This is a genomic window from Haloimpatiens massiliensis, from assembly GCF_900184255.1.
GTDB lineage: Bacteria > Bacillota > Clostridia > Clostridiales > Clostridiaceae > Haloimpatiens > Haloimpatiens massiliensis.
Genome location: NZ_LT854639.1, coordinates 170,619 through 184,455, shown reverse-complemented (window position 1 = coordinate 184,455; position 13,837 = coordinate 170,619). Strand labels below are relative to the sequence as shown.

10 protein-coding genes are annotated in these 13,837 nt (G+C 30.2%); 6 read left to right on the top strand and 4 right to left on the bottom strand.

Annotated elements, in window-relative coordinates; genetic code table 11:
- Nucleotides 1-108 precede the first annotated feature (108 nt).
- From C1715_RS06345 to C1715_RS06335, 3 genes are all read left to right on the top strand, one after another.
- Nucleotides 109-1,464: an APC family permease gene (locus tag C1715_RS06345; RefSeq protein WP_102399734.1), complete on the top strand. Its 1,356-nt coding sequence runs from the start codon at nt 109-111 to the stop codon at nt 1,462-1,464.
- A gap of 142 nt (nt 1,465-1,606) precedes the next feature.
- Nucleotides 1,607-2,110, top strand: a complete 504-nt coding sequence (locus C1715_RS06340) for a gamma carbonic anhydrase family protein (RefSeq protein ID WP_102399733.1) — start codon at nt 1,607-1,609, stop codon at nt 2,108-2,110.
- Nucleotides 2,111-2,695: 585 nt separating this feature from the next.
- Complete coding sequence (locus C1715_RS06335; protein ID WP_102399732.1) at nt 2,696-3,199, top strand: GAF domain-containing protein; 504 nt, start codon at nt 2,696-2,698, stop codon at nt 3,197-3,199.
- Nucleotides 3,200-3,448: 249 nt separating this feature from the next.
- On the opposite strand, the gene C1715_RS06330 is transcribed toward C1715_RS06335, so the two are convergent.
- The gene (locus C1715_RS06330) at nt 3,449-6,103 is read right to left on the bottom strand and encodes a cation-translocating P-type ATPase (RefSeq protein WP_102399731.1); all 2,655 of its coding nucleotides are present in this window, start codon (nt 6,101-6,103) and stop codon (nt 3,449-3,451) included.
- Between the two features lie 1,267 nt (nt 6,104-7,370).
- Here C1715_RS06330 and C1715_RS06325 point away from each other — a divergent pair.
- Nucleotides 7,371-8,693 (top strand): MFS transporter, encoded by a 1,323-nt coding sequence (locus C1715_RS06325; RefSeq protein ID WP_102399730.1) that lies wholly within the window; start codon nt 7,371-7,373, stop codon nt 8,691-8,693.
- Nucleotides 8,694-9,143: 450 nt separating this feature from the next.
- On the opposite strand, the gene C1715_RS06320 is transcribed toward C1715_RS06325, so the two are convergent.
- Together C1715_RS06320 and C1715_RS06315 are read right to left on the bottom strand one after the other, a co-directional pair.
- Entirely contained in the window at nt 9,144-9,671 is a 528-nt protein-coding gene (locus tag C1715_RS06320; RefSeq protein ID WP_102399729.1) for a chromate transporter, read from the bottom strand.
- A complete protein-coding gene (locus C1715_RS06315) occupies nt 9,671-10,207 on the bottom strand; it encodes a chromate transporter (protein ID WP_102399728.1) in 537 nt (178 codons plus the stop codon). The genes C1715_RS06320 and C1715_RS06315 overlap by 1 nt, the downstream gene beginning before the upstream one ends.
- A gap of 252 nt (nt 10,208-10,459) precedes the next feature.
- On the opposite strand from C1715_RS06315, the gene C1715_RS06310 reads away from it, so the two are divergent.
- Complete coding sequence (locus C1715_RS06310) at nt 10,460-10,882, top strand: YaaR family protein (RefSeq protein ID WP_102399727.1); 423 nt, start codon at nt 10,460-10,462, stop codon at nt 10,880-10,882.
- A 147-nt stretch (nt 10,883-11,029) separates the two neighbouring features.
- Here C1715_RS06310 and C1715_RS06305 read toward each other — a convergent pair whose 3' ends face one another.
- Nucleotides 11,030-12,940, bottom strand: coding sequence for an NAD(+) synthase (locus tag C1715_RS06305; protein WP_102399726.1), 1,911 nt, complete (start codon nt 12,938-12,940; stop codon nt 11,030-11,032).
- Between the two features lie 450 nt (nt 12,941-13,390).
- Here C1715_RS06305 and C1715_RS06300 point away from each other — a divergent pair, with 450 nt between their 5' ends.
- Nucleotides 13,391-13,831: an NfeD family protein gene (locus C1715_RS06300; RefSeq protein WP_102399725.1), complete on the top strand. Its 441-nt coding sequence runs from the start codon at nt 13,391-13,393 to the stop codon at nt 13,829-13,831.
- Nucleotides 13,832-13,837 lie beyond the last annotated feature (6 nt).

Sequence of the window (13,837 nt, the reverse complement as noted above, 5' to 3'; positions counted from 1 at the left end):
TAATTATAAGTTTTAATGATAAATTATGCATTTTTTATTGACATAGGGTACTTTACTGTGATAAATTTAGCATGTTAATTTTTAAATGCGGAGGTAGATAAACTAAAGATGAAAAGGGAAATATCACTTAAAAAACAAATGGGCCTTTTAACTGCTACCATGTTAGTGGCAGGAAATATGATTGGTTCGGGAATATTTATGCTTCCAGCCACTTTAGCAAACACAACAGGTCCAGGTGCTACTATAATGGCTTGGACCATAACAGGTATGGGTTCTATATTTTTAGCTTTATCCTATGCAAATTTGGGGTCTAAAATAACTAAAACAGGAGGACCTTATGAGTACCCTAAAGAGGCTTTTGGAGATTTTGTTGGATTTTTAAATGCATGGTTATATTGGAATGCTTCTTGGATAGGAAATGCGGCTATAATAACATCTGTGGCTAGTTATACTGGAGCTTTAATACCATCAATATCAGGAAGTCCATTTTTATCCTTTGTATATACCAGTAGCATTTTATGGATATTTACTATAATAAATATAATCGGAGTTAAAGAGGCTAGTGTCATTCAAACGGCCATTACTATATTTAAAATAGCTTTATTTTTTGGATTTATAGTTGTAACTGCATGCTATTTTAATCCGCAATTTTTAGCACCAGCTTTTCCAACTGGAAAAGGAATTAGTACTTTGCCAGCAGCTATGGTGTGTACACTTTGGGCATTTACAGGCTTTGAAAGTGCTTCTGTAGCAGCAGGTGAAATAAGAAATCCAGAGAGAAATATTAAGTTAAGTACTATTTTAGGGATTGTAATAGCTATAATTGTATATATGCTTATAAGTGTATGTGCTATGGGAGCTGTACCACAAGAACAATTAGCTAAAAGTTCAGCACCTATTATAGAAATATTTTCTAGATTTTTAGGTAGCGGCATTACTAAATTTATATTAATAGCTTCTATTATAAGTGTTATTGGCACTACTACAGGTTGGATTTTTGCAACAGCTCGTGTTTCCTATGCAGCAGGTGAGGGAGGAATATTTCCAAAAGTATTTGCAAAAGTTCATCCAAAATACAATACACCATATGCTTCTTTAATAATAGGGTCTGTACTTACAAATGTACTTTTGCTTATGAATTACACAAAGTCTATGCTTTCAGCGTTTAATTTTATAATGTTATTGGCTACAGTGGCATATCTTCCTGTTTATGCCTTTGCAGCAGCGTCAGAAATAAAGTTAATATTCAGAGAAAATAAGGAAATAGATATAATTACGGTTATTAAAAAGTGTATAACACCATGTTTAGGATTGATATATGCCTTTTGGGCTATGGCGGGATCAGGTGTTGAAGTATGTTTATATGGATTATTACTTGCAGTTATGGGAATTCCTTTCTACGCTTATGTAAAAAAGAAAAAAAGAATAAACGAAGCAGCAGATCCAATGATTACTGATTATTAAAAAGTTAATTTATAAACTAGGGTATTTACTTTACAGGTTATGCCCTAGTTTTAATATTGTTGGAAGATATATATAAGCGCCTTGTAAAAGATTTATATATATATTAGAATTAATTAAAAGATTTTAGGAGAGGTGAATATATATGTTAACTAATTTTAAGGGCAAAAATCCTAATATAAATGAGAAAACTTTTATAGCTACTTCTGCAGATATAATAGGTGATGTGACCTTGGAAACGGGAGCTAATATATGGTATGGAGCGGTTTTAAGAGGTGATACTAATAAAATTTATATAGGAAAGAACACAAACATACAGGATAATTCTGTAGTTCATGTGGATATGGATAAACCCTGTACATTAGGTGACGGAGTTACTGTAGGCCACAGAGCTATAGTTCATGGATGTACAGTAAAAAATAATGTTTTGGTGGGAATGGGAGCTATTATATTGAATGGAGCTGAAATAGGTGAAAATACTATAATAGGAGCTGGAAGTTTAGTAACTCAAAATAAAAAAATACCCTCAGGAGTTTTATGTATGGGAGTGCCTGCAAAAGTAGTAAGAGAACTTACAGAAGAGGAAATAGATAGTATTAAAAAGTCAGCACAGCACTATGTGGAGCTTAGTTGTGAATACAGAATTTAGTATTTTATATGAAAGTTTATATGATGATTAACCTACAATAAGGTATAATGTGAGGCAATTATGAAATTTCTCCTTCATGACTTTCATAAAAGCTAGGAACAATAAATTTAATTTAAGAAATCCTAATCTTTTAGCCATATAAAATTATCTAACGCTCACATTCAGCGTCTTGCCTCAGGTTCGCTAGCCTGGCGTTCTTGCCAGACTTACGATAATTTTATATGTCTAAAAGAAGAATTTCTAAAATTAAATTTAAACAGTTCCTTCGCTTCTTATGAAAGTCATTCCAGAAAAATTTCATAATTCAGGTAATGTAAGGCACATTCAAATAAATGACAAGTCAGTATGCTAGTCTATTTTGCGTCATACTGCGTCAACAGAACCAACCGATAGTTCTACTAGCGGCGGAACCTGCTTCCTTGTCTGACACAAAATATACCAGCATTTTTGACTTGTTATTTATTTTCATGTACCTAATGCTTTTTGTGGTATAATCATATGATTATTTGCAATTATTTTAATCAAGAACCCCTCACTTCAGCATAGGCAAGTGGAGGGAGAGTTCACTATAAGGAGGTCACAGCAATGTTTAAATTAGATGGAATCGAAAAAATGACTTTGGAACAGAAATATAAATATATGGTTATGTTATTAAAGGGACAAATTAGTTCAGAAAAGGATTTAATAGCTAACTTATCTAATGCTTCAGCTATAATTAATGTTATATTAGATAGAATAAACTGGGCGGGATTTTACATAATGAGAAATGGAGAGTTAGTTTTAGGACCATTTCAAGGAAGACCTGCATGTAATAGAATAAAAGTTGGTAAGGGGGTATGTGGTACAGCAGTGAAAGAAAAAAGAGTTGTAAGAGTAGAAGATGTACACAAATTTCCTGGACACATAGCTTGTGATTGCCAAAGTAATTCAGAGATAGTAATTCCTATAATGAAAAATAATGAAGTATTTGGAGTTCTAGATATAGATAGCCCAGAATTCAATAGGTTTCGAGATTTAGAGGAAGAATACCTGGTGAAATTTGTAAAGGTACTAGAAGAAGGAATTTTACAAGTTAAAGTTGAGAACTGACAAATTATAGAATGACAAATGGTGGAAGGCAATGTATAGTTATGAATTGTCAAAATACAATTAAATTAAGAATTAAAATAGGAAATATATTGTGCAAGACGGCATTTAAACATGTACAGTGATGTTTAGTGAATTTAGCAAAATATATTTCCTATTTTTGTTTATTAATTATCTTTGATTTTTGAGATTTGGTATTTATTATATTTGTTATTTAATAGTTGTTCTTTTATATTTATTATTTGGTACATATTACTTTCTAGCTTTTTTAATGGCTTTTGCTATTTCATTAATTAGTAGAGGTATTAAACTTAGTATGGATACAAATAGCCAATCTTTAGCATTAAGATCATGTACTTTAAATATATTAGCTAGGAAAGGAACAGTTATTATAACATCTTGTAGGAATATACCTATAAGTATTGAACCTATTAAAAGTTTATTTGTAAAGAATCCTATTTGGAATATGGATTTAGTTTCATTTCTCATATTTAATGAGTGAACTAATTGAGATACACTTAAAACAACAAAAGCCATAGTTTGAGCATGTTCTAGTGCATCAGCATCAATAACATCTGGTAATAATGGGAATAAGACACTAGATTTAGTGTAAACTTTAACTCCAACTACAAAAGCAGCTAAGGTTAATAATCCTATAAGTATTCCATTCCCTATTAAACTTACAATAGAACCCTTAAACAAGCTGTCCTTTGGATTTCTAGGTTTTGAATCCATAACTCCAGGATCACCAGGGTCAACACCAAGAGAAAGAGCTGGTAGTGTGTCAGTTATAAGGTTAACCCACAAAATGTGTATTGGTATAAGTGGAGTAGGCCATTTTAAAAGCACGGAAAGGAAAATACTTATTATCTCACCTATATTACATGAAAGTAGGAATAATATAGATTTTTTAATGTTATTAAATATATTTCTACCTTCTTCAATGGCTTTAACTATAGTAGAGAAGTTATCATCTGTAAGTACCATGTCAGCAGCACCTTTTGCAACGTCGGTACCAGTTATACCCATAGCAACACCTATGTCAGCAGATTTTAAAGAAGGGGCATCATTTACACCATCACCAGTCATGGAAACTATATTTCCCTTAGACTTAAAGGCTTTTACTATCATAACTTTGTGTTCTGGTGAAACCCTTGCAAATACTCTTAAATTGTCTACTTTATTATTTAATTCTTCTTGAGATAATTTATCTAATTCCATACCGGATATAGCCTCATTTTCATCTGTAGCTATATCTAATTCTTTAGCTATGGCAAAAGCAGTCTTTTTATGGTCTCCAGTTATCATTATAGTTTTAATACCTGCGCTTTTACATAAAGAAATGGAATCCTTAACTTCTAGTCTAGGAGGGTCAATCATTCCTACAAGACCTATGAACGTTAAATCTTTTTCTAAATCTTCTATAGATATATCAGGAGAATCTATAATTTTATAAGCAGCTCCTAGAACTCTTAAGGCATCCTCAGACATAGCATATGAAGCTTTTATTATTTGGTTTTTAAGATCTTCAGTAAGAGTTACAAATTCTCCATTTATATAGGCTTTATCTATTATATTAAGTAGATTATCTATAGCACCTTTAGTCATTACATAATATTTATCTCCGTATTTATTTACAGTGGTCATTAATTTCCTATCTGAATCAAAAGGAATTTCATTTACTCTTGTATGAGAAGCTTCTAAATCTTCTTTAAGTATATTGAATTTATTTCCTGCAGCTAGTAATGCTATTTCTGTAGGATCGCCTGTTTCTGACTCAACAGAAAAAGTGGCATCATTACATAAAATTAAATTTTCCATAAGAAGTTTTTGTACAGGATTTTCTGGATTTAAATCTTCAATATTATACAATGAATCGTCTGCAAAGAATTTTGTAACGGTCATTTTATTTTGAGTTAAAGTACCAGTTTTATCTGAACAAACTATATTTACTGAACCTAGGGTTTCTACTGCAGGTAATTTTCTAACTATGGCATTTCTCTTTATCATCTTTTGAACGCCCATAGCCAGAACAATAGTAACTATAGCAGGTAATCCTTCTGGAATAGCTGCTACAGCTAAACTTATAGAAGTTAAAAACATTTCAAATGCAGGTCTTTTTTGAAGTAATCCTACAAAAAACATAACTCCACATACAACTAGAGCTCCTATACCTAAGATTTTTCCTAATTGTTCAAGTTTCTTTTGTAGAGGGGTTTGTTCATTTTCACTTTCATCAAGCATTTTTGCTATTTTACCTATTTCAGTGTTCATTCCAGTTCCTATAGCTATTCCAAGACCTCTACCATAGGTTACAAGTGTGGACATAAAGGCTGAGTTTTTTTGGTCACCTAAAGGTACATCTTCATTTAATAAAAGGTCTGCATTTTTATCTACAGGAACAGATTCTCCTGTAAGGGCAGATTCTTCAACTTTAAGGTTTGCGGTTTCTATAAGCCTTAAGTCGCAAGGTATGAATCTACCAGCATCAAGTACTACTACGTCTCCTGGTACAACTTCTGTTGAGGAAATTTCTTTTACTTCACCATCACGTTTAACTAAAGCTTTAGGTGTGGAAAGTTTTTTGAGGGCTTCAAGAGCTTTTTCAGCTTTTGATTCTTGAATAACTCCTACGACTGCATTAATTATTATAACTATTCCTATTATAATAGAATCACTTATTTCCCCTAAAAAGCCTGAAGCTACAGCGGCAGCTAGAAGTATGTATATTAGTATATCATTTAGTTGTTCAAATACCATTTTAAAGAGACTTTTTTGTTTTTTAGTAGCTAATTGGTTTAGACCATATTTTTCCTTCCTTCTTTTTACTTCTTCTGAAGAAAGACCAGTGGAAATTCTTACATTTAAAGCTTCTATGGTCTCCTCTTTACTTTTTTTGTACCACATTATTATTCACCTCTTTCATATTATTTAATATAATTGCATAATTTATTATAAATTTTTAAAAGAATAAAGAAATATAATAAATAAAAAGACCTTTGTCCTAAAGAATATTAGGACAAAGGTCTTGCAAACTCAATTCCTAGAGTAAATTGTCCGGGCTAAGCCGTAATGACGAACAATTCAAAGCATTTTTAAGCTTCTGCTACTCCCCTTTGTATATAATAACTTAGGTAATTATAACATATTATGTATATAAATATCAATACCTACTTCATAATATGTGAACAAAGTTTATAATTTCCAAGAAACTTATTTTCAAAGCTTTTTATTTAATTATTCAACTTTTTCAGTTATAAAATAAAGATTGAAAATTGAAGGATAAAACTCATTTAAGAGTTTTGGATAAAATATAAATTCAAGAAATTATATAGGAATTTCAATCTTAATTTTAAATTAAAAATTATATTTGTATTTTCTTTATTCACTTGATGTTAAATTTAAAAATTATATGTGAAAGTTGATCAAGTTGTAAGTGGATGAATGTAGATTAGCGACAAAGGTAGTATTTAATTTTATTGAAAATTTAAATACTAATATGTAATATAATTACATATTAGTAAATTTTAATTGAACAAAAATTTAACAATGACTGAAAAATATCTATTTTTTTTTAAATTTTTTTATATAAGTTAATATTTCTTGTAAAAAAGTTGTAATAAATTCGCAAAAAAATAACAAATATGCAATACTCGAATTTTAATAATTCAATATTATAGCATTAATATTTTTGAAATTATTGTAAAATAGCTAAAAAGTGTTTCTGTTGAAATGACACTTAATAGAAGAAATGTGTATTTCAAAGGAAAACAATATCAGATATATATGTGCCAATTACGGATTGATAAAATGCTTTTTAAATTTAATATTATAATATTTTTAGAAAAAAGCATGTGTCTAACTTTGTAAAATCAATTATGCTACTATTTGACAAAGTGTTGCTTTTCAAAACAAAATATATTATATTGTAATTGATTTCAAAACTCACATTAGGGCCCAGTGTGATGTTGTGAAAAAATATTATGCAGTTGAAATTATTTTAATAAATCCTTTAATATGAAAAATTTATACATAAACTAAAAATTTATTATTCAAAAGTGTAACTAGCGTAGGATTCTATACTTATATAATATAGAGCAATGCGGTAGGTGAACATGGAGTAAACGTTTTAAGATATTAATCTTTTAGATTAATCGGGGGGGAGCAAAAAAACATGGAAATGGAAAAGAGATCTAGTTTTAATAGTTGGATGTTTATAATAGCATATATATTCATGGGAGTGCTTGGTGGAGTAGCTCTTGATACAATGGTTACTTTTCTTGATGCATCAGCAGCTACAAAAGGAATAGCTGCTAGTATGTCAATAATAATGGGAATAGGTTTTTATGGTGGTGCAGCTCTTTTATTAATAGTACCTAAGCTTGGTTATAAAAAAGTTTTAGCATTTTCACCTATAGCTTTTATAGGAGGAACATTATTAATAACTAAGTCAAGCTCAGTTATGTTAGTTGCTATAGCAGCATCAGTAATAATGATAGGTGTATGTATGTTCGACGCTATATTATCACCATTTTTAAGCTGTTATACTACTGAAGAAAACAGAGAAAAAATATTCTCAACAACTTTATGGACAAACATATTAGGTATGATCGCTGGAACATGGTCAGGTGGAAAATTAATATCTCATAGATTTGCTTCAAGATTAGGAATTGGATATGCAGAAGCAAAAACTTTAACAGAAAAGATAGCAGATTTTAATCCAACACAATTGCAAGCTTATATAGGAGCTCATAAAGATGCTTTATTAATATACGCTGTGGTAGCAGCAATGACACTTGTACCAATATTATTAATAAAAGAAATTCCTCAAGACTATAAGAAAGTCAAAAAGGAAACAAAGGAAAAAATGAACTGGAAAGCATTCTTGAATAAATATATAGTATTATTCGTACTTTTCGCATTCTTAATAAGACTTGGAGCATCATTAATTACTCCTTACTTCTCAGTATTCTTAAGTAGAATGGGAATAGATAGAGCAACTATTTCATCACTTATTTCTTACCAATACTTTGCAATGGTTATGTTTATATTTGTATCACCATGGATTGTTAAGAAATTAGGAAGAGTTGTGTCTCTAGGTGGACTAGCTCTAGTATCAATACCATTTATGTTGGTTATAGCAAATGGAGCAGCTTTTGGAAGTCACATGGTAATGGCAGTAGGAACAGGTTTATTCTTAAGATCAGGATTTATGAATGCAGCTATGCCAGTACAACAAGCTTTGCCAATGGAGTTTGTAAGTAAAGAAGCTAGACCAGCTTATAATGCAGTTATATATGTAGCTCAAGGTATTGCACAAGTTGTAGCTGGAGTATTAGGAAAACAATTTATATTCTCACTACAAAATGGATATGGAAAAGCTTATTATGTTACAGGAGTTATATATATAATAGCATCAGTAATGTTATTAGTAGTATTTACTAAAAAGTATAATAGACCAGAAAACAAAAAACAAGCTGAAGAACAAGCAGCATAAGAATAAATTGCGGCAGAAGTGCCGCGATTTATGGCTTAAGTGTGCTAGTTGGACAGTGTGCTAGAGGACTAGTAAAGGATGATTTTTCTTCATTACATTACGAAAAATTTTACAATTTAAAAAAGATAACATAATTTCACAACGTGAAATTATGTTATCTTTTTTGGTTTAACTTAAATCTTTTATTGGCGATAGCCAGCGAAAATACTAAAACTAAAATTTATACAACCCTATGCCTCACGGCAAAATGAATTAAATTTTAGCTATTATGTTATTTTGATAAGTATCATATAATTTTTCGAAAGGCTACGCCTAAAAAATATTATGAGCGCTCTCTTTTTTATAAATCAAAGATTTTCCATAGCACAGTGTAGGAAAATAATCCTTTACTAGTCCACTAGACCTCGGACACCCTAGCCCACTGAAAATTATGACAAAGTCATAATTTTCTTATATGCTATAAAAGATTATTCCTAATACAGCTGAAATTACAATTATTAAGATTGGATGAAGTTTTGTTTTAAATGATAAAAAGGCAATTATAAGCCCTATTACAATTGCTTTTATTTCTACATAAGAGTCTTTACCAAGCTGAATAAAAGCTGCAATTATAAGTCCCACTAGAGCGGGGCGCATACCTAAAAGAGCTGATTTAATTAACTTGGAGTCTTTGAACTTCATAAGGTAATGAGTTGCTACGGTAACTAATATAAAAGAAAAAGTTATAACACCTAAAGTTCCTGATAAACTTCCCTTTATTCCTGCAACTTTATAACCTACAAAGGTAGCTGAATTTATAGCTATGGGACCAGGAGTCATTTGAGATACACCTATTATATCTTTAAATGTATTAAAACTAATCCATTGATGTTTTTCTACTATTTCCTTTTGAATTAATGGAAGCATTGCATATCCACCACCAAAGCTGAAAGCACCTATTTTTAAAAAAGTTAAGAATATATCTATTAGTAACTTCATTATTGCACCTGCTTCCTTAAAAAAATTATTCCGTATAGTGCAGAACATACCACAACCCATATAGGGCTAACTTTAAATATAGCTATAGCTATAATGGATAGTAGTATAATTATATAATTTATGTAAGTTTTTTTTACTGACTTAAATAGACTGCTTATGGCTACTAATATTAAAATTGGTACGGCAGCACCTATACCTTTAAATATTAAATCTACTATGTAGTTGTTTCTAAATTGCACAAAAAGAGCAGCTATAGCAATTATTATAAAAAATGAGGGCATTATAACCCCTAAAAGAGCAAGTATAGCACCTAATATTCCCCCCATTTTATAACCTATAAAAGTTGAGCAATTTACTGCAAGGGCTCCAGGGAATGATTGAGAAATGACAATTATATCCACAAATTCTTCCTTAGAAATCCAATGTCTTCTAGTTACAACTTCTGCTTCTATAAGAGGTATCATAGCATAGCCACCTCCAAAGGTAAAAGCTCCTATTTTAAAAAAAGTTAAGAACATAGTGAAAAGTTCGTTCATGGTTCCACCTCCAAGCTTAATTATAACTTTCGATTTTCATATATGCAAACAGAAGAATTTTTTTAGAAGATGTTATATAATAATTATAGAAGACCAAAAGCTTATTCGGTGAAGAAAATATTAATTATTACGAATATTATTGTTAGTAATATAAATGATAAAAATCATATCACTATTTAATAAATATATATTTTATTATTAAAAGTTTATAAGAAAGAGAATTAATATACAAAGTGAAATAGAGGTGTTGTTGTGGAAATAAATAGAATTGGAAGAAATGTAGGAATTCCTCAAGAAAAACATGAGATTAAGAATAAAAAAGACTTTTCACAAAATTTTAATTTTGCAAGACAACAAAAATCTCAAAAAGAAATGAAGGAAATGCTAGATAATATAAAGAAAAAGGGAAATAGGTTGGCTATTACTAAGTCTTATAGAGATGTGAAAGCTTATAAAAATCTTATAAAAGAGTATTTGCAATCAGTTTTATCGCATATGTATAAGGTAGAAAAAGATATAAGTTTTTGGCAAACTCAATACTTTATAACTGTGGAAACAGTGGATGAAAAGTTAGAAGAAATCACTGCAGCTATTTTAAATGAACAATGTGAAAATTTAAATATAGCCAGTACTGTTGATGAGATAACAGGGCTGGTTGTGGACCTGTATAAATAGTGGGCCAGAGTTAGTGTGCCAGTGTGCTAGGGGGCCGGAGTTAGTTTGCTAGAGGGCTAGGGTGCTAGTTTAGGTAGGGAGACTTGCCATTTATGATAAATATAAATGGCAAGTGTGGTTTTATAACTCTGAAAATTTAGTTAGTAGTTATAGAAAGCTATTAAAGCTGGCATCAGAAGGCATTCTCCAATCTCCTCTTGGAGAAAGGCTTATAGTTCCAACCTTTGGTCCATCTGGAATAGCTGAACGTTTAAATTGTTGTGTAAAGAATCTTTTTATGAACTTTTCAAGCCATAGATTTATAGTTTCTTTATTATAGTCTCCGTCAAAAGCTTTTTCGGCAAGGAATAGTATTTTTTCTTTAGTGGAGCCTGTTTTTATAAAATGATATAAGAAAAAATCATGAAGCTCATAAGGGCCTACTATATCTTCGGTTTTCTGAGTTATTTCACCATTTTTATCTTTAGGAAGTAGTTCAGGACTTACAGGAGTATGAAGTATATCTATAAGTATATTAGAAATATCTTCAGCTACTTCATTTTCAGCTACATATCTTACTAAATATCTAACAAGTGTTTTAGGCACAGAACAGTTTACGGAGTACATGGACATATGGTCTCCATTGTAGGTGCACCAACCTAAAGCTAATTCTGACAAATCACCAGTTCCTATTAGCAAGCCGCCTTCTTTATTAGCAATATCCATAAGTATTTGAGTTCTTTCTCTTGCTTGCACATTCTCATAGGTTACATCATGATTTTCTACTGGATGGTTTATGTCTTTAAAATGTTGCAAACAGGCATCTACTATATTTATTTCTCTAAAATCAGTTTTTAATTTTTGACAAAGGGATACTGCATTGTTATAGGTCCTATCTGTGGTTCCAAAACCGGGCAGAGTAATAGCTATTATGTTTTCACTTGGAAGATTTAAAAGCTTAAAAGTTTTTACTATTACTAAAAGAGCTAATGTGGAATCTAATCCTCCAGAAATACCTACTATAACTTTTTTACTGTTAGTATGGGTCAATCTTTTGGCTAGAGCTGATGCTTGAATGTTGAAAATTTCACTACATCTTAAGCTTCTTTCTTCAGAATTTCCAGGAACAAAAGGATGTTTGTCTATATATCTTGTAAATTTGCCTAAATTTAAATCAGAAAATTCAAAAGGAATTTCTAAAGCTTCAAAAGGACATAATTTAACGCTATCTCTAAAGGAGATATTTTTAAGCCTTTCAGATACTAGTTTATCTATGTCTATTATAGAAGTTACTACTTGGTTTTCTCTATGAAATCTATTATTTTCACTTAATATATTTCCATTTTCACCGATTAGAAGATGACCACCAAAAACTAAGTCTGTGGAAGATTCAAACACCCCTGAGGAGGCATAGGCATAAGCACACATACATCTAGCACTTTGATTTGAAATTAAATTTTTTCTATAGTTAGCTTTGCTTACCAATTCATTAGATGCAGAAAGGTTTCCTATAACATTAGCACCAAGTAAACTTAAATAACTACTAGGAGGTATTGTAACCCAAAGATCTTCACAGATTTCCACTCCAAATTTAAAGGAGCCACAGGTGAAAATTAAGTTTGTTCCAAATGGTATATGTTTTTGAAATTTCAAGTCAATATGTTTATCTACTATTCTAAGGCCTTCTGAAAACCATCTTTTTTCATAAAACTCCGAGTAATTTGGTATATAACTTTTTGGGACTATTCCTAAAATTTTACCTTTGAATATAATAAATGCACAGTTGTAAAGACACGAATTAGAGTATAAAGGAGCACCTACAGCTATTAAGATATCTTTGTCTTTAGAAAATAAGCATAAATTTTGTAGGGCCTCTTCACTTTTAAATAGTAACTTTTTTTGATTAAATAAATCCCCGCAGGTATAAGACGTTATGGATAGTTCAGGAAAAACTATTAATTTAGAATTGTCTTCTAAAGCTTCATCAATACATTTTTTTATATTTTTCAAGTTGAAATTTATGTCTGCCACATTAGTTATAGGGCAGGCTGTAGATAATTTTATAAAACCATTGTACATTGAACTCACTCCAATTCTATAAATAGATAGTAATATTATTCATTAACAAGTATTCTATGGATTCTTTTTTTTATTATAACATGTAATTAAATAAATGAGGTACATTACAGTCTTTCTATTTTAATGGAAAAAGGAGAAAACATAAGAAAAAAGAACTGAGGATTATTTAGAACACTTTAAATAGTAATTAATAACGTTTTTTAGAATGTAAATAAACTTTTAATATTTTTAGTTATACTATATAATATAAACAAGCTTAGAAATTTCAAGGAATATTCCTAATTAAATATCATAAAATTTTATATAGCATAATATAATAAAGGATATAAATTAATAATATAGAATATATAAATAAAATTACTAGGTTTTATACTAATGGAAGTTATATTATATTTTAAATATAACCATAAATTAAAGATAATTTTAAATGCATAGAAAGGGGGAGATTTTATGGACTGGTTTCCATTAATTGTATGGCTCATAGTTGGAATAGGGGCACTGCTTATAGATATAGTCACCAGCGCATTTTTATTTGTATGGTTTACAGCGGGAGCTATAGCAGCAATAATATGTTTAACACTAGGGTTATCTTTTAGTACACAAATTATAGTGTTTATCATAGTTAGTGTTCTGTTTATGGCTACGGGCTATCCGATTGTTAAAAAGAATATGAAGAGAACTGTACCTAAGACAAAAACCATGGAAGAAGGATACATTGGTAGAGAAATAGTTAGTGATCAGAATATAAAAGAGAAAGGAAATTTAAAAGTAGACGGTATATATTGGACTGTTGAAAACAAAGGTGAAGAAATAGAACTAGGAGATAGAATAAAAATAGTAGGAATACAAGGGAATAAATTAATTATAGAAAAAATAAAGAAAAATAATTAAAGGAGT